This window comes from Xanthomonas sp. WHRI 10204, assembly GCF_040202875.1.
Taxonomy (GTDB): Bacteria; Pseudomonadota; Gammaproteobacteria; order Xanthomonadales; family Xanthomonadaceae; genus Xanthomonas.
In genome coordinates, this window is record NZ_JBEGDW010000004.1 from 144,823 (window position 1) to 163,261 (window position 18,439).

At 65.7% G+C, this 18,439-nt stretch carries 13 protein-coding genes and 1 other RNA gene; 6 read left to right on the forward strand and 8 right to left on the reverse strand.

Annotated features, from left to right (window positions below):
- Positions 1 to 402: 402 nt before the first annotated feature.
- The 3 genes from ABQZ00_RS20880 to ABQZ00_RS20890 form a co-directional block, all read right to left on the reverse strand.
- Positions 403 to 2,937 (reverse strand): PepSY domain-containing protein, encoded by a 2,535-nt coding sequence (locus tag ABQZ00_RS20880; RefSeq protein WP_323538945.1) that lies wholly within the window; start codon positions 2,935 to 2,937, stop codon positions 403 to 405.
- Positions 2,938 to 3,311: 374 nt separating this feature from the next.
- Positions 3,312 to 4,301 carry a porphobilinogen synthase gene (hemB, locus tag ABQZ00_RS20885; RefSeq protein WP_323538946.1) on the reverse strand — a complete coding sequence of 330 codons (990 nt, stop codon included), beginning with the start codon at positions 4,299 to 4,301 and terminating at the stop codon, positions 3,312 to 3,314.
- Positions 4,302 to 4,522: 221 nt separating this feature from the next.
- Entirely contained in the window at positions 4,523 to 4,765 is a 243-nt protein-coding gene (locus tag ABQZ00_RS20890) for a hypothetical protein (RefSeq protein WP_193589340.1), read from the reverse strand.
- 213 nt (positions 4,766 to 4,978) lie between these two features.
- On the opposite strand from ABQZ00_RS20890, the gene ABQZ00_RS20895 reads away from it, so the two are divergent.
- Both ABQZ00_RS20895 and ABQZ00_RS20900 read left to right on the forward strand, forming a co-directional pair.
- Positions 4,979 to 5,054, forward strand: a non-coding RNA gene (locus ABQZ00_RS20895) — sX9 sRNA.
- 59 nt (positions 5,055 to 5,113) lie between these two features.
- Complete coding sequence (locus tag ABQZ00_RS20900; RefSeq protein WP_115529411.1) at positions 5,114 to 5,569, forward strand: hypothetical protein; 456 nt, start codon at positions 5,114 to 5,116, stop codon at positions 5,567 to 5,569.
- Between the two features lie 76 nt (positions 5,570 to 5,645).
- Here ABQZ00_RS20900 and ABQZ00_RS20905 read toward each other — a convergent pair whose 3' ends face one another.
- From ABQZ00_RS20905 to ABQZ00_RS20925, 5 genes are all read right to left on the reverse strand, one after another.
- Positions 5,646 to 7,436 (reverse strand): DUF885 domain-containing protein, encoded by a 1,791-nt coding sequence (locus ABQZ00_RS20905; protein ID WP_323538947.1) that lies wholly within the window; start codon positions 7,434 to 7,436, stop codon positions 5,646 to 5,648.
- A gap of 68 nt (positions 7,437 to 7,504) precedes the next feature.
- A complete protein-coding gene (locus tag ABQZ00_RS20910; protein WP_323538948.1) occupies positions 7,505 to 7,987 on the reverse strand; it encodes a cytochrome c oxidase assembly factor Coa1 family protein in 483 nt (160 codons plus the stop codon).
- Between the two features lie 63 nt (positions 7,988 to 8,050).
- Complete coding sequence (locus tag ABQZ00_RS20915) at positions 8,051 to 10,288, reverse strand: S9 family peptidase (RefSeq protein ID WP_323538949.1); 2,238 nt, start codon at positions 10,286 to 10,288, stop codon at positions 8,051 to 8,053.
- A 305-nt stretch (positions 10,289 to 10,593) separates the two neighbouring features.
- Positions 10,594 to 10,803 carry a hypothetical protein gene (locus ABQZ00_RS20920; RefSeq protein ID WP_323538950.1) on the reverse strand — a complete coding sequence of 70 codons (210 nt, stop codon included), beginning with the start codon at positions 10,801 to 10,803 and terminating at the stop codon, positions 10,594 to 10,596.
- A 35-nt stretch (positions 10,804 to 10,838) separates the two neighbouring features.
- Positions 10,839 to 11,528, reverse strand: coding sequence for a glutathione binding-like protein (locus ABQZ00_RS20925; RefSeq protein WP_323538951.1), 690 nt, complete (start codon positions 11,526 to 11,528; stop codon positions 10,839 to 10,841).
- Positions 11,529 to 11,940: 412 nt separating this feature from the next.
- Between ABQZ00_RS20925 and ABQZ00_RS20930 the strand changes: the two genes are divergently transcribed.
- From ABQZ00_RS20930 to ABQZ00_RS20945, 4 genes are all read left to right on the forward strand, one after another.
- Positions 11,941 to 14,955 carry a TonB-dependent receptor gene (locus ABQZ00_RS20930; RefSeq protein ID WP_115554857.1) on the forward strand — a complete coding sequence of 1,005 codons (3,015 nt, stop codon included), beginning with the start codon at positions 11,941 to 11,943 and terminating at the stop codon, positions 14,953 to 14,955.
- A gap of 152 nt (positions 14,956 to 15,107) precedes the next feature.
- On the forward strand, positions 15,108 to 15,809 hold the full coding sequence (locus ABQZ00_RS20935) for a SapC family protein (RefSeq protein ID WP_323538952.1): 702 nt from the start codon (positions 15,108 to 15,110) through the stop codon (positions 15,807 to 15,809).
- Positions 15,799 to 16,812 carry a cupin-like domain-containing protein gene (locus ABQZ00_RS20940; protein WP_323538953.1) on the forward strand — a complete coding sequence of 338 codons (1,014 nt, stop codon included), beginning with the start codon at positions 15,799 to 15,801 and terminating at the stop codon, positions 16,810 to 16,812. Before ABQZ00_RS20935 ends, ABQZ00_RS20940 begins: the two co-directional genes overlap by 11 nt.
- 10 nt (positions 16,813 to 16,822) lie before the next feature.
- Positions 16,823 to 18,388 (forward strand): tryptophan halogenase family protein, encoded by a 1,566-nt coding sequence (locus ABQZ00_RS20945; protein ID WP_323538954.1) that lies wholly within the window; start codon positions 16,823 to 16,825, stop codon positions 18,386 to 18,388.
- Positions 18,389 to 18,439 lie beyond the last annotated feature (51 nt).

An 18,439-nucleotide genomic window follows, 5' to 3' on the forward strand; every position in this document is an offset into this window, starting at 1 on the left:
TACCGTCGCGGGACACGCTGCAAGTACGTCCTTGTCAGCGCTTACGCGGCATCCATGCCTCGTAAGGTTCCGCGACGGTAAGCGGGCAAGGACCCGTCGAGATGGTCGGTGTGCACGGTCAAGAGCAGTGCGTGACGTGCATTTTGGATAATGGTGTGCCAACCACCCAATGCCGATGCACCTTGCGCGAAAGACGCTTTTCACGCGACCACTGACCAACTCTCTGGTGCGCTGTCCTCACCGCGTGCGGGACCGTGTGGCGGCATGGATGCTGCCACCCAGCCTGCACGGACGGATGCACGGCGTGTCCCGCGAGCGGTAAGGGCGCCACGCACTCGACCAACCAGGCTTTGACGTGTTGTCAGCCCCTCCAAGGCGGCGACGCAGTGGTCATGACTGTGCTCAATACACATCGCGCCGATAGCGGCCCGCTGCCGTCAGCGCGTCCACGCGGGTGTCGCCCAGCAGTTCGCGCAAGGTGACGTCGACCGCGCGCGCCATGCTGTCCAGGCTGCCGCAGACATGGACCACCGCACCGCGATCGATCCAGTGCCGTAGCGCGTCGCCGGCATCGCGCAATTGATGCTGCACGTAGCGCTTGTGCGGCTGATCGCGCGAGAACACCCAGTCCAGTTGTTGCAGATGACCGCTTGCCTGCCAGGCCTGCAGTTCGTCGGACAACAGCCGGTCGTGTGCGGCATGGCGTTCGCCGAACAGCAGCCAATGCCCGTGCACGCCGGCCAGCTCGGCCTCGCGCAACAAGGCGCGCAACCCGGCGATGCCGGTGCCGTTGCCGATCAACACCATCGGCGCCGCTTCGATGCGATGGAAGCCGGGATTGGTGCGCAACCGCGCGCGCACCGCCGCCCCCATCGGCGCATGACAGATCAACCAGCCCGAGCCCAGCCCTGGACTGCCATCGCTACGGGTGGTCAGGCGCACCACCGCCGTGGCCACGCCATCGGCCGGCACGCTGGCCAGCGAGTAGTCGCGCGTGGGCAACCAGTCGCAGGCATCCAGCCAGGTCTGTGGATCCGGACACGGCGCGGGCGCCGTCGCGGGCGCGGGCGGCAGCACACGCTCGGCAGCGGCCTGATGCAGCGGCAGCAACTGCGCATCGACATGCACCAACGCATCGGACGGCAGGCCCCACGCCACCAGACACGCACGCACCTGCGCATCGGCGTGCGCAGGCTGCACTTCGAGGATATCGCCCGCCTGCCAGTGCGCCTCAAGCGGTGGCTGCAGGTCGATGCGCCAGATCGGCGCGCCCTCGCTGCCCGGGTTGAGATGGGTTCGCGACGACAGCGCCCACTGGCTCAGGCGCGGACGCGTCAGCGCAACCGCGGCCAGCGGCGCGCCGGCAATCTGCGCCAGCTGCGCATGCCATTGCGCCAGCGCCTGCGGATCGGCGTTGTCCATTTCCACTGTGGGAAACAACGCGCGTGCACCCTGCGCGTCCAGCCACTGCTCGATACGCCGCGAAAACCCGCAAAACTGCGCGTATTGGCGGTCGCCCAATGCCAGCACCGCGTAAGCCAGCTGCGGCAAGCCGATGCGTTGGCGCATCAGTTCGCGCTCGAACGCGCGCGCCGCATCCGGCGGCTCGCCATCGCCGAACGTGCTGATCACCAGCAAGGCGTGCCGGGTGGCCTGCAGTTGCTGCACATCCACCTGCGCCAGCGCGCGCACCTGCACCGGCAGGCCGGCCGCTTGCAGATGCCCGGCCGCCTGCCAGGCCAGCCGTTCGGCAAAGCCGCTCTGGCTGGCGAAGGCGATCAACCATGGCTCAGCCTGCGAGGCCGGCGGTGCGTTCTGCAGCACCACGCGTGCGGCGCGCAGCTCGCGCTTCTTGCGGCGGCGATCCAGGTACAGCATCCAGCCGCTGATGAAGAACACCGACATGCCGAGGCTCGCCAGCATCACCACGATGCGCCCCGGCAAGCCGAAGAAACTGCCCGAATGCAGCGGGAACATGCTCACCAGCCATTGCTGGCCGCGCGGCAACCGCGCGTAATCCTGGCGCTGCAGCAAGGCGCCGCTGGCGGCGTCGATTTCCAGATTGTCGTAGGCGCGGTCGTGGTCGGGCCGATCCGGCAAAAACCGCACGCTCATCGGCTGCCCGGCACGGGTGGGCACCCGTAGATCCAGCGCAGCGTGATGGGTGCCCGGGATACCGTCCAGAGTGCGCTGCACACGTGCGAAATTCACCGTCGCCGGCCGATGGTCGCCCCCGTCGCCGCGCATGGCCGGCTCCTTGCCGAGCAAGGCCACCATGCCGTCGCGGTACCAGTCGTACGACCAGGTCAGCCCGGTCAGCGCGACCAGCAGATAGACCAGCAGACACCAGGTGCCGAACACCGCGTGCAGGCTCCACAGAAAACTGCGCCCCTGCCGCCGCCATTCCACCACCCACCAGGTTCGCAGGCTCCACCAGCGCCGCGACCAACGCAGATACAGCCCGGACGCGCAGAAAAACAGCAGGATCAAGGCGCACGCCCCGGTCACTGCCTGGCCGCGCTTACCCGCGGTCAGATTGCGGTGCAGATCCTCGATGAACGCAAACGCCCCGCTCAGGCGCGGTGCGGCGACACGCGCGCCGGTGTAAGGATCGAAGTACACGCGCCCGCCGCCCTTGCCCGCCAGACGTGCGGTGGATGGCCGCGCGCCGGTGGGGTCGATCAGCATGCGTGTCACCGCCTGCTGTTTTCCTGCATCGCGCGGCAGCAGGTCGAGGCGCTGCAGCAACACATCCACCGGCAACACACGATCGCCGGCGGCATGCCGCACCGCCAGCTGCGCGATGGCCGGGTTGGCCAGCCGCACGATTTCGTTCTCGAAGGACATCAGCGCGCCGGTCACGCCCATCACCGACAGCACCAGACCGGCGGTGATGCCGAGCAGCCAGTGCAGTTGGAACAGAACCGTCTTGAACACGCGCGAACAACCAGAAGCAACAAGGCCTGCTATTGTAGATGAGAATCGTTATCGCAGCTGGCGCACTTGGTTCGATCGCGGTTGCGTGGTCTCGTAGGCGGTCTGCCCGATGACGGCTCCTGCGCATCTGGATCAATGCTTAGTTGTCGGCCTGTGTTGTCAGGCCGGCGCCGTGCCAGGTGCGGGAGGTCGATCGCATGGCATCAGATCAATCGCTGCAGCGCGAAGCAGGCCGGGCTTACCGGTCCGTGCAAAGACGCGGAAGATCCGACCAAAACCATCGAATGCCGACTTCACTGCATCGCACCCACCTGCAGCGGCATCCACGAAAGATGCCGCCACAGCGCCGCTCCACGCAGCACGTCTGGACGCGCTCAGCCTTCGCGCAACCAGCGCGCCACTTGCGGGGCGAAGTACGTCAGCACGCCGTCGGCGCCAGCGCGCTTGAAGGCCATCAACGCTTCCAGCACGCACTTGCGTTCGTCCAGCCAGCCGTTGGCCGCCGCCGCCTTGAGCATCGCGTACTCGCCGCTGACCTGGTATGCAAAGGTCGGCACGCGGAATTCTTCCTTCACCCGACGCACCACATCCAGGTACGGCATGCCCGGCTTGACCATCACCATGTCCGCGCCTTCTTCCAGGTCCAGCGCGATCTCGCGCATGGCCTCGTCGCTGTTCGCCGGGTCCATCTGATAGGTGGTCTTGTCGGCCTTGCCCAGATTGCCGGCGCTGCCCACCGCATCGCGGAACGGGCCGTAGAACGCCGAGGCGTACTTGGCCGAATACGCCATGATGCGCACGTTGAGATGGTCGTCGCCATCGAGCGCGCGGCGGATCGCGCCGATGCGGCCATCCATCATGTCCGAGGGCGAAATGATGTCTACGCCGGCCTGCGCATGCGACAGCGATTGCTTGACCAGCGCCTCGACGGTGATCTCGTTGAGCACATAGCCCTTGTGATCGATGATGCCGTCCTGGCCGTGCGTGGTGTACGGGTCCAGCGCCACGTCGGTCATGATCCCCAGCTCCGGGAAGCGCGATTTGAGCGCGCGCACCGCACGCTGCGCCAGACCGTCCGGATTCCAGGCTTCGGCGGCATCCAGGCTCTTGCCCGCCGGGTCGATCACCGGGAACAGATCGATCACCGGGATGCCCAGTTCCAGCGCGTTTTCCGCCTCGCGCAGCAGCTCGTCCAGCGACAGCCGCTCCACGCCCGGCATCGAGGCGATGGGCGCGCGGCCGGATAATTCATGCACGAACACCGGCCAGATCAGGTCATCGGTGGTCAGCGTGTTTTCGCGCATCAACCGACGCGAAAACGCATCGTGGCGCATGCGACGGGGGCGATAGTGCGGATGGGCCATGACGCGGCTCCTTGAGATAGCGCGTCAGTTTACGCCCGACATCGCGCGCGGGACGCGCTGCGACGCAGTGTCGCAGCGCTGCAACGGCATGGCAGGCCGCGATCGGCGTGGCCGATCTGCAGGTCGGGCAGCGCTTTCAAGGCTGGGGATGCAAGCTCTGCCAGATGCGTGCGTCGACACACGCCGACGCACATGTGCCTCGCCGGCTTGTCGAAAGCAGCCTAGATCACCCCGCCACCCAGGCTCAGGCGGATCACTCCAACCACGATCACCAGAGCATTGAGCAGCAAGCCGGTCTTGGCCCGGCCGCGGTTGCCGGCCGAGGTGAACAACAGCGCGATCGCCGCGATCAGCGCACCCACTGCCGCGAACGGAATCAGGAACCAGTTGCCCCATCCCAGTAACGGAATGAAGGCCAGCACCATCCACAGCAGCGCCACAATGCCCCAGAGCAGGCTGATCAATCCCACGTGCCACCTCGTCTATCGAAGAAACACCGAGCTTAACGGGGCGGCTGCCAAGACGCCGTGGGCGGGTGGTCACCCTGACCAATGGCGGCTTGGCGGTAGCCTCACATGGGCGTGGCTAGGGTGCGACGAGGCAGGGAGCGATCCAGTGCGACCGACAAACCCATTGGGCAGCCGCCGCCAGGTGCCGCGGCGGGCGCTCGGTGCGGACTGGACCGCTCGTACACCGTGGCTCCTCCGCGTCGCCAGCACCCATCTGAAGGCGGGTTGTTACCTCGTGTTAGCCACTCTTCAGTCCGGGCGCCGGATCATCGCCGTCATCACCAACATTCAGGGGGCCACATCATGAACAGGCATTTCGTCGTCGGCGCTGCACTGGCCCTGCTGCTGGCCGGCTGCGCCAGCAGCTCCAAGGTGATGCTCGGCCAGGCGCGCGCGCCGATCGACCCCACCCAGGTGCAGGTCTATTCGCACGCCCCGGTCGGCTCGATGGAGATCGCCCAGCTCGAATCCACCAGCGCCGCCGGCTTCGGCACCCAGGGCCAGACCGATGCAGCCGTGCAACGGCTCAAACGCGAGGCCGCCAAGCTCGGCGCCAACGGCGTGGTCATCGTCGGCGTCGGCTCCGAGCGCTCCGGCGGCGGCCTGTCGGTCGGCGGCGGCAGCTACGGCGGCCGCGTCGGCGGCGGTTTGGGGATCGGCATTCCGACCACGCAAAAGCGCGCGGCCGGTATGGCGATCTGGGTGCCTGCGGGGGCGGAAACCGGCGCCATGCCGGACGCACCACCTCCAGCGCGCTAACCGTCCAACGGCTTTAAACAACGCAGGCATGAGGCGGCTGACGACCGCTGCCGCATGCCCATGTTGGGCCTTATGCTCAGCGCTTGTTCTGCTGCGCCGGAACGAACTGCGTCTCCACTGCCTTGGCCAGCTGGTCCGGCGGGAGCAGGCCCTGGTCGAGCAGGAAGTTGTTGAAGGCCAGGCGGTCGAACTTTTTGCCTAGCGCCAGTTCGGTGCGCATCCGTAGTTCGAGGATGCGGGTGTAGCCGTAGAAGTAACTGCCGGCCTGGCCGGGGGCGCGGACGGTGTAGCGGTCCAGTTCCTGGCGGGTCATCGCTGGCGAAAGGCCGACGTCGTCTTCCAGTACCTGGCGCGCGCGTTCGCGGTCGATCAGGCCCAGGTTGAGCATGGGGTCGAGCATGGCGCGGGCGGCGCGCAGCAGGCGGAACTGCAGGGCGATCAGCTGCCCGTCGAGCGGCTCGTACGGGACCATTTCGGCTTCGGCATACAGCGCCCAGCCTTCGACGTTGACCGAGTTGAACGCGAACATGCTGCGCGCCAGCGAGACGCCGCGTTCGACCATGGCGGTGAACTGCAGCTCGTGACCGGGGCGGCCTTCGTGCGCGCTGAGCGTCCAGGCGGCCGAGCCGAAGTTGAAGTCGTCGTACTGCTCCTTCTTGGCGCCGTCGGCGGTCGGGTTGCCCAACGGCAACACAAACTGGCCTTGCTGGCCGGTGTTGCCGATCAGCGGTGCCGGCAGGAAGTGCGGTGCCGGTTGCGCAGCGCTTTCGGCAGCACTGCCCAGGCGCATCTGCATCGGGCGGTTGGGCACATCGACGATGCGCTGCTGACGAATGATCGGGTCGATCTGGTCGATCACGCCGCGGTAGTAGGTTTCCAGCTGGTCGTCGGCGATGGTGTTGCCCTTGAGCGCACGGATCACCTGCACATAATCGCTACCCTGCACGCCCTTGGCCTTGGCCACCAGCGGGGCGAGCTGGCGCATGGCCGAGCGCGTTTCCATGAATTCCAGCTGCGCGCGCTGGATCAGCACCTGCGGGGCGATATCGATGCCGACCTGCTTGAGCTGAAACGCATACAGCGGCTCGGGCAGACGGGTGTCCTTGCGCGCCTTGGGCAGCACGTTGGTGCGGGTCCAGCTGGCGTAATCCTTGAGCTGGGTGGACATGGCCTTGAGCGCTTCGTCGGCGCCGGCGATCTTGTATTTGGCGAACAGCTCGCCGATGCCTGCGACGTAGGTGTCCACGTTGGCCAGCGCCTGTTCCACTTCGCGCTGGGTGGGCTGCAGCAACGCCTTGTTGCTCAGCTTTTCCTCGTAGCGCTGGCGCGCTAGCGTGGTGGTGGGCGTGCTCCCCGGCACCAGGCCGACATAACGCTTGAGGCGGTCCAGCGCTTTGGCGCGGCGCTCGGGCACAGTCTGGTCGGACAGCAGACCGTTGAGGCCACTGAAGACCGCCTCAGGCGCGTCGCTCCAGGGCAGCAGATAACGCTCGTTGAGCTCGCTGCCTTCGATGTTCTGCTCGGCAGCGCCGATCATGATCTGCAGGTCCTGGCGCACGTTGGCATCGCGCTCGGTGGCGAGCTTGGTTTGCAGCGTGGCGCGCGCCTTGCGCATGGCATCGCGATAACGCGCGGCGTTGTCCGGCCCCAGGTCGACAACCTGATCGTCGTAGCCGGGCACACCGAAGAAGCTGGCGTATTCGGGCTGGAACGGCGCCTGCGCGTTGAGCAGGATCTGCGCATAGCCGTTGCTGGTCTGCACCCAGGCCGGGCTGGCGGGTTGTGTGGGCGCGGTCTTGCCGGTCTGTGCCTGCAACGGCAACGAAGAACCGAGCGCCAGCGCAACGGCGAGAACGAGTGGCTTCATGAGGCAGATCCGCGAATTGAGTAGCGCGACCCTACGCATCTGCGGCGGCGGCAGCAATCCGCCTTAAGTCATGGCGTACGGGGCTGCGACTGCACGGGAGTTGCAGACGTCGCTGGCGACAGGTTCATCGGGTCGCCGTGTGGACCGGCAAACGTCAGGGTTTGGTAGGTCCAACGGCCGTGCCTGCGCGTGGCATCCACTTGCACGCTGCCGCTACCGCGCGGCCCGTGCAGGCCCACGCTGAAATGCGCCTCGCCAATGTCGCCGACATAACTGATGCTGCCATCGGGTAGAAACGCTTCGGTAATGGGGGTGCCCAGGGCCTGCACGACATGCGTGTCGGCCTTGGCGCTGCGCAGCGCGTCGCGGTACACATCGCTGGACTTCACTGCCGCAGTAATCACGTAGATCAACGCGCCGATCACCAATGCCAGCAGCAGGAATAGCGCCACGCCGATGCCGGGAACGACCCACTTCCAATGCCGGCTCCAGAACTCGACAGCGCGCAAACGATGCGGCGATGCAATGGGAATGGGGGGCGGCAGCGACATGGCACTCCGCGTGCGAACGCAGGGGAAACCGACAGGCGATACGTCTAACGCAGCGGCAGCCGTCTACTGCTGCGACGGCATCAGACAGCGCTGCAAAAACGCCTCGGCGGTCTTGTAACGGTGCAATGCATTACTGCCGGATAGCCCGTGCTTTGCGCCTGGATACGTCATCAACTCGAACGGCGTACCGCGCTGCTGCAGCTCGCTCATCAGCGCGGTGGAGTTGGTGAACAGCACATTGTCGTCGGCCATGCCGTGGATCAGCAGCAGCTTGGCGTGCAGGCCATCCAGATGGGTGGCGACGCGCGCGTTGCGATAGCCATCGGCGTTGCCGGCTGGCAGGTCCATGTAACGCTCGGTGTAGTGAGTGTCGTACAGACCCCAATCGGTCACCGGTGCACCGGCTACGCCGCAGGCATAGGCGTCGCTGTGTTTGGCCAGCAGCATCAGCGTCATGTAGCCGCCGTTGGACCAGCCCTGCACGCCGATGCGCGCCGGATCCACCCAGCGCTGGGTCTTGAGCCAGGCCACGCCTTGCAGCTGGTCGTCCACTTCCACCGTGCCCTGCTTGCCGTACAGCGCGCCACCGAAGTCGCGGCCGCGTCGCGGGGTGCCGCGATTATCCAGCGAAAACACCACGTAGCCGCGCTGCGCAAGATATTGATCGAACAACGCATCGCCACGGCTGGGCCACGCATCGAGCACGGTTTGTGCAGCGGGGCCTCCATAGACATAGACGATGACCGGGTAACGCTTGCTCGCATCGAAGTTGTCCGGCTTGGTCAGCCGGTAGTGCAAGGGTGTCTTGCCATCGGCGGCGGTAAGCGTGCCGAAATCGATCGGGCGCTGCGCGTCGCGGTACCTGGCATACGGATGGTGCGGATCGGCCAAGTCGTTCTTGAGCAAGGTGGCGATTTTTTCGCCATTGGCACGAAACAGCTCGATCTGCGGCGGTATGGTGGTGTTGGACCAGGTGTCGACATACACGCTGGCGTTGTTGGCGAAGCTGGCCGCATGCGTGCCAATGGATGTCGAGCGTTTTTCGATGGCGCCGCCGGCTAGCGGCACTGCATAGAGCTGGGTCTGCGTGGGCGAGTCCTTGCTGCCGGCGAAGTACACCAGGCCAGCCTGCTCGTCGACGGCCAGCAGCGCGTCCACCACCCAGGCGCCGGACGTCAGCGGCGTGAGCGTGGCGCCGTCTTCGGAGGCGAGGTACAGATGTTCGTAGCCACTGCGCTCGGAATTCCAGACAAAGCGGCCGTCCTTGAGAAAACGCAGATCGTTGGTGAGTGGTACCCAGGTCGGCGAGCTTTCGGTGATCAGCGTGCGTTGCTTGCCGCTGGCCAGCGTGGCTTCGATCAGCTCGAGGGTCTTTTGATCGCGCGATTGACGCTGGAAGGTGAGGCGCTGCGCATCGCGCCAATCCACGCGTGCCAGGTAGATGTCCGGCTGCTTGCCCAGATCGATCCACGTCGGTACGGCGGCGGCGCGCGGTGCGATCACGCCCAGCTGCACGGCGACGTTCGGTTGCCCGGCCTGCGGGTAGCGCTGACTGATCACCTCGGTGTGGTCGGCATAGACCTCCGGGCGTTTTTGCACCGGCACCTGCGCTTCGTCGATGCGCGCGAAGGCGATCGCCGAATCGTCCGGCGCCCACCAGTAACCGGTGTGGCGATCCATTTCTTCGTCTGCGACGAATTCGGCCACGCCGTTGCCGATGGTCTCGCTGCCGTCGCGGGTGAGCTGCAGCTGTTTACCGCTGGCCAGGTCGATCACCCACAGGTTGCGCTCGCGCACGAAGCTGACAAAGCCGCCCTTCGGCGAGAGCTTGGCGTCGGTGGCGAAGCCTTCGCCGTGGGTCAGCTGGCGCACTGCGGCGGCGCCGGTCTTGTGCAGGTCGTACAGATACAACTCGCCCCCCAGCGGGAACAACAGCGCCTGCGCATCCGGCGCCCATTGGTAATCGACGATGCCGGTGAGCGCGGCGATGCGTTGGCGCTCGCGGCGGGCCTTTTCCACATCGCTGAGCGTTTCGGTGCCGGGCAACACCACTTTGGAATCGACCAACAGGCGGGTCTGACGGCTGGCGATGTCGTATTCCCACAGATCCAGCTGGTTGCGGTCGCTGTCCTTGCCGCGCAGGAAGGTCACGCGCGAGCCGTCCGGGGCCACCTTGGGCTTGAGCAATGTCGGCCCCGACAGCGGCAACGGGCCGGTGATGGCCTCCAGGGTGAGTTTTTCGGCGTGGGCCATGGGGACGGTGCTGAGCATGAGGGCAAGGGCGGCGAACAGGGCGCGCATCGAAGATCCTGTCTGAAGACAGCGCACAGGATGCGGGCACGTGGGGTGTTTGAGAAGCGTGGCGATGGTGTGTGCTCGCCACGGGATAGTGCGCGCGTGGTTGTGTGCGTGTACTGCAGGGCTGTGCTGGGGCTGTGGTCGTTCTGCTTTGGGCGAGCAGAAGTGCGTTAGGGCTGGCGGTTGAAGTTGGCGCGCTGCGGAGGATGCATGCGCATTGCATGCGAAGCAGATTGCGGGGCGCGGTAGGTCTGCCGCTACTTGCGTACCCTCACCCCAACCCCTCTCCCGGGGGGAGAGGGGCTCGATCAGCCGCGTTCGATTTGTCGCGTGCGGTTGATGTGCGCGAGTGCCGCTGCTAACTCTTTGCTGCTCGCTGTTGCTAGTTTCTCTTGCTGGTTGCTCTTGCTGGTTGCTTTTGCTGCTTGCTCTTGCTCTTGCTGGTTGCTGATTCTGCTTGCTGATGCTGCTTGCGTTTGTTGTTGCTGCGCAGTTGCAACAGTCGCCGCGATCACCACGCGTACTGCTGCGCAACCGCTCCTACTGCGTTGCCTCAGCGCTTGCCGAACAGGTGCTTGCGCTCTTCGTCACTGAGCGGCTTGCCGGCGTTGGGGTTGACCTGCTCCTTGAGCGCATACGCACGCTGGGTGGCCGGACGGGCGGCGATGGCGGTGTGCCAGCGGTGCAGATTAGGAAACGCTTCGAAGTCGGGCTTGAGGTCGCCATACACCTGCAGCCAGGGGTAGCTGGCCATGTCGGCGATGCCGTAATCGTTGCCGGCCAAAAACGTATGCTCGGCCAGGCGCTTGTCGAGCACGCCATGCAGGCGGCGTACTTCGGCGTTGTAGCGGTCGATGGCGTAGGCAATCTTTTCGGGTGCGTAGACGTTGAAGTGGCCCATCTGGCCGGTCATCGGGCCCAGCCCGCCCATCTGCCAGAACAACCACTCCAGTGCGGCGATGCGGCCGCGGGCGTCGCGCGGCAAGAAGCGGCCGGTCTTTTCGGCCAGATACAGCAGGATCGCGCCGGACTCGAACACCGCCTGCGGCGCGCCGCCATCGGCCGGGGCATGGTCGACGATGGCCGGCATCTTGTTGTTGGGCGAAATCTGCAGGAACGCCGACTCGAACTGGTCGCCCTTGCCGATGTTGACCGGCTTGAGCGTGTAGTCCAGCCCGGCCTCTTCCAGTAACAAGGTGACTTTGTGGCCGTTGGGGGTGGGCCAGTAGTACAGATCGATCATTGGTTCGCTCCGGTGCGTAAAGGGTGATCAGCGCGGCTGACGATGGGACCACGGCAGGCAAGTGGTCGGCAGGCCTGCAAGGCGCCGAGGTCGCCACCCGCCCCCGCCCTGCTTAACCTGCCTGCCGCACCTACGCGCCAACTCCGCTCGGCGGGATGTGCGCAGTCGCCACGTCGGTCGCCCTGGAATAGCTGCCACTGTGTCATCAACGCCCGATGGTACGACCAAGCGATCGAGTGCGGCTGCATCAAGCGATGCGCGTATTGGAACGATGTGTGACGCCATTGGCTTGCGGCCGATGCTGCACTGCAAATTGACTTTGTTAAGCCGGCACTAACAAATGCGCGATTGCTGTTCGACCTTTGCCTGTCCCGTTTGGGGCCGGCTTTCTTTGCTTGGGGATGGAATCATCGTGAGAGAGCTACGCACCCTGCCGCGCACGCGGCGCTTGACGTCTGCCTTGTTGTTCGCATTGTCGACGCCGCTGGCCGCGCAAACCGCGCCGGTGCCGCAGTCGGCCTCGACCGTCCCCGGCTCCAGCCAGGCCGACCCCGCCACGCTCGATACCGTGCAGGTCAGCGGTATCCGCGGCAGCCTCACCTCGTCGATGAACGTCAAGCGCGACGCGCAGGGCATCGTCGACGGCATCGTGGCCGAGGACATCGGCAAGTTCCCCGATACCAACCTGGCCGAGTCGCTGCAGCGCATCAGCGGCGTGTCGATCGACCGTTCGCTGGGTGAAGGCTCGCGCGTCACCGTGCGTGGCGTCGGCCCGGACTTCAACCTGGTGCTGTTGAACGGCCGGCAGATGCCGGGCGCCAGCATCGAAGAATCCAATGCCTCCAACTCGCGTGCGTTCGACTTCGCCAACCTGGCGTCCGAGTCGATCTCCGGCATCGAGGTGTTCAAGACCAGCCGCGCCAGCACGCCCACCGGCGGCATCGGTGCCACCATCAACATCAAGACGGCACGGCCGCTGGACAACCCGGGCATGCATGCCAATGTGGGTCTGAAGGGCGTGCACGATGCGTCCAACGAGAACCTGCCCGGCCGCCTGCAGGGCGATTCGCTGACGCCGGAAATCTCCGGCATCTTCAGCACCACCTCGGCCGATGGACGCTTTGGCGTGTCCTTGAGCGGCAGCTACCAGGAACGCGACTTCGGCTACAGCCAGGTCGGCGTGCCCAACGGCTGGCGCTCGTTCCGGGGCGATTCCACCGCCTACGGCACCATTCCGCAGCCGGGTACGCCGGGCTCGGAGAACATCGTCAACCGCCCCGGCCCGAACGATATCTACTCGGTGCCGCAGAACCTCAACTACCGCGTGGTCGGCGTTGAGCGCCAGCGCACCAACGGCCAGCTGGTGCTGCAGTACAAGCCGCTGGACAACATCACCACCACGCTGGATTACACGTACTCGGAAAACAAGATCCAGCAGCAGCGCAACGAAATGTCGGTGTGGTTCAACTACGGCCCCTCGGCCAGCGCCTGGACCAATGGTCCGGTGGCAGGTCCCATCACCTACTCGGAAATCGTCAACCCGGCCACCAGCGATCTAGCTACCGCCGGCTCCAACGCCGCGACGCGCAACCAGAACAAGTCGCTGGGCTTCAACGTGGATTGGGCGGTGAACGATCAGTTCAAGCTCAACTTCGATATCCACCGCTCCACCGCCGAAGCCGGCGCGGACAGCCCGTACGGGTCGAGCAATTCGCTGGGCGTGTCCGGCTTCTACCGCGGCACCTCGGTGGTGGATTTCAGCAAGGATTTCCCGGTGTTGCAGCAGCAGCTGGGCTTTGGCCTGAACGGGCTGGACCCGTCGCGCACGTTGGTCACCGGCTCGGCGTTCCGCAACAGCTACATGAAGTCGGAGATCGACCAGGCGCAGGTCAACGGTGACTTCACCTTCGAAAATTATTCGCAGTTGAAGTTCGGTATCGGCAGCACCGAAGTGAAGAATCGTTCGGCGTTCTCCAACGTGCAGCGCGATACCTGGGGCGGCAACGGCACCGCGGCTGATTACCCGGACGATCTGTGGATTCCGAGCTCGTTCGCGCAGTATTTCGATGCGATCGGCGGCAGCGGCAACCCGGCGCAGTTCAACCAGTTGTTCCTGTTCGACTTCGAGCGCGCACGCCAGGCCGCCGCGCAAGCTGCGGGCGATGACGCGCTGTACCGCATCTCGCCGGTGTTCAACACCGACCGCCGCGTGACTGAAAAATCCAAGAACGCCTACCTGCAGTGGAATAACAGCTGGGACGATCTGCGCGTGCCGATCAGCCTGGCCGCCGGTGTGCGTTACGAAGAAACCAAGGTGGACGCGCAGGCGCTGGTGCCGGTGGCGGTCGGCATCGATTGGGTCGCCAACAACGAGTTGCCGATCCGTCTGGCCGACTCGGCCTTCGCCGGCGGCAGCGGCAAGTACGAATACTGGCTGCCCAGCCTGGACCTGAGCTTCAAGCTCACCGACGACCTGGTGCTGCGCGGCAGTTACGGCGAAACCATCGGCCGTCCCGGCTGGGGCGACATCCAAGGCGGGCAGACGCTCAACCAGATCGCACGCCTGGAAGGCGGCACCGGCCAGGAAGGCAACCCCGGCCTGAAGCCACTGCTCTCGCACAACATCGATGTTTCGCTGGAGTGGTACTACAGCGATGCCAGCTACGCCTCGGTGGGCTTCTTCCGCAAGAACATCGACAACTACATCGGTGTGACCACGCGCAACGACACCGCGCTGGGATTGAACACCCCGGTGGGCGGTGCGTACTGGAACGAAGCGCTGGGCAACGGCTGCGCCTCGGCCGACCTGACCTGTATCCGCAACTACATCTTCCGCAACCGCGGCGGCGCGCCCGGCGTGGTGCGCGGGGCCGACGATGCCAACGGCAACGCCACCGGCGTGATCAGCGGGCAGCCCGGCGACCCGGTGGCCAACTTCGCCATCACCGCGCCGGCCAACCAGCGCTCGGCGTCGCTGGACGGTTGGGAATTCAACCTGCAGCACATGTTCGGCGTCAGCGGTTTCGGCGTGTCGGCCAACTACACCATGGTCGACTCCGGGCTGACCTACAACAACGCGGTGATCGGCGAGCAGTTCGCGCTGGAAGGCCTGAGCGATTCGGCCAACGTGGTCGGCTTCTACGACAAGGACAAGTGGCAGGTGCGTGCGGCCTACAACTGGCGCGACGAGTTCCTGGCCGCGCGTTTCGACGGCAGCGGCCAGCCCAACCCGGTCTACACCGAAGCCTATGGCCAGCTGGATCTGAGCATCGGCTACCAGTGGAACGAGAACCTGTCGCTGAGCCTGGAGGCGATCAACCTCACCGACGAAGTGCAGCGTCAGCACGGCCGGCAGAAGAACCAGATCGTCTATGCCACCCAGACCGGCCCGCGCTACATGCTGGGCCTGCGCTACAAGTTCTGGTGATGTAATTGCGGCACCGAGCGTCCCGGCAGCGCGTCTGCCGGGACGCTTGCACGACCTTCCTGCGACAGGTGCAGCACGACAGCGGCACTTGCCGCGCGAGGGGTAACTGTCCAAGCATGGGCCACGCGCCCCCGCGTGATGTGGCGACCCCCATGACCAATGCTGTGTTGTTGAACAATCTCGATCACCGCGATCTGCGCGTGATCACCGCCTATGGCGCCGCCTATGGCGATGACGTGATGTCGGCGGCGACGTTTCCGCAGGAATTCCGCCAGCTGCAAGGCCAATACCCGATCGTGTTCCACCGCAACGATAGCGGGCGGTTTCAACCGCTGGCCCTGCTGGGATTACGCCTGGGCGAAAACCTGTTTCTGGATGGCGCGCGCTGGGATGCGCCCTATGTGCCGATGGCGATCCAGCGCCAACCGTTTCTGATCGGCCAGCAACCGGAAGGGCCGATGGTGCACGTGGATCTGGACAGCCCACGCATCAGCACCCAGGACGGTGAGCTGCTGTTCCGCGAACACGGCGGCACCACCGATTTTCTGTATCACATCAGCCAATTGCTGCGCACGCTGCACGATGGGCTGGCGGCGAGCGACGCCTTCGTCGAGCGCCTGCTGCGCTACGAGTTGCTGGAACCGTTCGTGTTCGAAGCGACCCTGGATAACGGCCTGGACTGCCGGCTGGCCGGCCTGCACACCGTGCACGAAGAACGCCTGCGCACGCTCGGCAAGACGGCGCTGCTGGACCTGCACCGGCATGGCGATCTGGAGCCGCTGTACATGGCGGTGGCCTCGGTCGCGCAATTCCGCCACCTGCTCGAACGCCTGAATCGCCGCCATGCCGGCTGAGCCGCGCGCCATCGACGAACGCCACGGTCTGGATCCGCAACAGCTGGATCCTGCGCTGCTGCGTTCGACCACGCCGCTGGTCCTGCGCGGGCTGGTGCGCGACTGGCCGTTGGCGCAAGCGGGTGCGAGCTCCGCGCAGGCGGCCGCCGCGTATTTGCGTGGATTCGATCGCGGCGAAGCGGTGGTGGCGCAGGTCGGGCCACCGGAGATCGGCGGGCGGTTCTTCTACAACGCGGACATGAGCGGCTTCAACTTCCGCCCCGAGCGCGTGCCGCTGGCGGTGGTGCTGGACACCTTGTTGCGCGACCTGCACAACGCGCAGCCGCCGGCGATCTATGTCGGCTCCACCACGCTGGACACCTACCTGCCCGGCCTGCGCGCGGCCAATCCCATCGCGCTACCGCAGGCCGAGCCGCTGGCCAGCATCTGGATCGGCAACCGCACGCGGATCGCCGCCCATCAGGACCTGCCGGACAACCTGGCTTGCGTGGTCGCCGGGCGCCGCCGCTTTACGCTGTTTCCGCCCGAGCAGTTGAGCAATCTGTACATCGGCCCGCTGGATCTGACCCCGGCCGGGCAGCCGGTCAGCCTGGTGGATATCGCCGCGCCGGATCTGCAGCGCTTTCCGCGCTATGCGCAGGCGCTGGAGCATGCCGTGGTCGCCGAGCTGGAACCGGGCGATGCGCTGTTCATTCCCAGCATGTGGTGGCACCACGTGGAAGCACTGGAAAGCTTCAATGTGCTGGTCAATTTCTGGTGGCGGCAAAGCCCGGCCTACATGGATTCGCCGATGAACGCGCTGATGCTGGCGTTGCTCACCATGCGCGACCTGCCGCCGGAACAACGCGCCACCTGGCAGGAGGTATTCCGGCATTACGTGTTCGAAGCCGATGAGAGCACGGCCGCGCATGTGCCCGACGCGGCGCGCGGTGTGCTGGCCCCGATGGACGACAACCGTGCCCGCAGCCTGCGCGCACGCTTGCTGCAACGCTTGAACCGCTGAGGATTGACGCATGTCGTACACCGCCCCCTTGGACCCCCAGCAGCGCCCGGTGCGGCGCGTGGTCATCGCCGGTGGCGGCACCGCCGGCTGGATGGCTGCCGCCGCACTGTCCAAGCTGCTGGGCCGGCAGTTGCAGATCACCCTGGTGGAGTCGGATGAGATCGGCACGGTAGGCGTGGGCGAAGCCACCATCCCCAGCCTGGTCACCTTCCACCGGCTGCTGGAGATCGACGAAGCCGCGTTCATGGCCGCCACCCAGGCCACCTTCAAACTCGGCATCGGCTTCGAGCATTGGCGCGATGTGGACAAGCACTACATCCACTCTTTCGGCCACACCGGCACCGATCACTGGAGCGCGGGGTTTCACCACTTCTGGTTGAAGGGCCGCCAACGCGGTGTGGCACGCGACTTCGGCGACTACTGCCTGGAATTGCGCGCCGCCCAGGAAGGCCGCTTTGCGCATCTGCCCAACGGCGGCATGAATTACGCCTACCACCTGGATGCGGGCCTGTATGCGCGCTTCCTGCGCCGCTTCAGCGAAGGCTTTGGGGTGCAGCGCATCGAAGGGCGCATCGGCGAGGTGCAGACCGACCCGGACAGCGGCTATCTCACCGCGCTGACGCTGCAGGACGGCACGCGCGTGGAAGGCGACCTGTTCATCGATTGCACCGGCTTTGCGGGGTTGCTGATCGGCAAGACGCTGGGCGTGGGCAGCGACGATTGGTCGCGCTGGTTGTTTGCCGACAGCGCGCTGGCGGTGCAGACCGAATCGGTGGGCCCGCCGGTGACCTATACGCGGTCGCGCGCGGATCAATCGGGCTGGATGTGGCGCATTCCGCTGCAGCACCGCGTGGGCAACGGCATCGTGTATTCCAGCCGGTATACCGATCAGGACAGCGCCCGGGCCGTGCTGGAGCGCAACCTGCAAGGACGTGCGCTCACCGAACCGCGGGCGCTGCGCTTCACACCCAATCAGCGCCACCGCGTGTGGGAAAAGAACTGCGTCGCCTTGGGGCTGGCCAGCGGGTTTCTGGAGCCGATCGAGTCGACCAATATCCATCTGATCCAGCGCGGCATCGTCCGTTTGCTGCAGACCTTTCCGCAGACGATCAACGCGGTCGACATCGCCGAATACAACCGCCAGGCGGCCGATGAGATCGCGCATATCCGCGATTTCGTGATCCTGCATTACCACGCCACCGATCGCCGCGACACGCCGTTCTGGCGCGACTGCGCAGCGATGGACATTCCCGACTCGCTACGCCACCGCATGGAGCTGTTCCGCCGGAGCGGGCGCGTGTTCCATCAGGGCAACGAGTTGTTTGCAGAGAACTCCTGGGTGCAGGTGATGCTGGGCCAGGGCATCACCCCGCAGCAGCACCACCCGGTCGCCGACCTGATGGGCGATGCGGAGCTGCGCCATTTTCTGGAGAGCATCCGCCAGCGCGTGGACGCGACCGTGGCCACGTTGCCGACGCATGCGGACTTCCTGCGTCACCACTGCCCGGCCCCGCCGCTGCCCAACCCGGCCGCCCGCGCGCCGTCCGATGCGGCGCTGGCGGCCCCGGCAGGATGAATTTCGCATCCGGCTGCGGCAACCCTTGGCTTACACCGCCCCAGCAATGCT

Coding starts and splice junctions, on each gene's coding strand:
- hemB (WP_323538946.1), bottom strand. CDS start 4,301: ATGGCCCATCCGCACTATCGCCCCCGTCGCATGCGCCACGATGCGTTT.
- ABQZ00_RS20900 (WP_115529411.1), top strand. CDS start 5,114: ATGAACAGGCATTTCGTCGTCGGCGCTGCACTGGCCCTGCTGCTGGCC.
- ABQZ00_RS20905 (WP_323538947.1), bottom strand. CDS start 7,436: ATGAAGCCACTCGTTCTCGCCGTTGCGCTGGCGCTCGGTTCTTCGTTG.
- ABQZ00_RS20910 (WP_323538948.1), bottom strand. CDS start 7,987: ATGTCGCTGCCGCCCCCCATTCCCATTGCATCGCCGCATCGTTTGCGC.
- ABQZ00_RS20915 (WP_323538949.1), bottom strand. CDS start 10,288: ATGCGCGCCCTGTTCGCCGCCCTTGCCCTCATGCTCAGCACCGTCCCC.
- ABQZ00_RS20925 (WP_323538951.1), bottom strand. CDS start 11,528: ATGATCGATCTGTACTACTGGCCCACCCCCAACGGCCACAAAGTCACC.
- ABQZ00_RS20935 (WP_323538952.1), top strand. CDS start 15,108: ATGACCAATGCTGTGTTGTTGAACAATCTCGATCACCGCGATCTGCGC.
- ABQZ00_RS20940 (WP_323538953.1), top strand. CDS start 15,799: ATGCCGGCTGAGCCGCGCGCCATCGACGAACGCCACGGTCTGGATCCG.
- ABQZ00_RS20945 (WP_323538954.1), top strand. CDS start 16,823: ATGTCGTACACCGCCCCCTTGGACCCCCAGCAGCGCCCGGTGCGGCGC.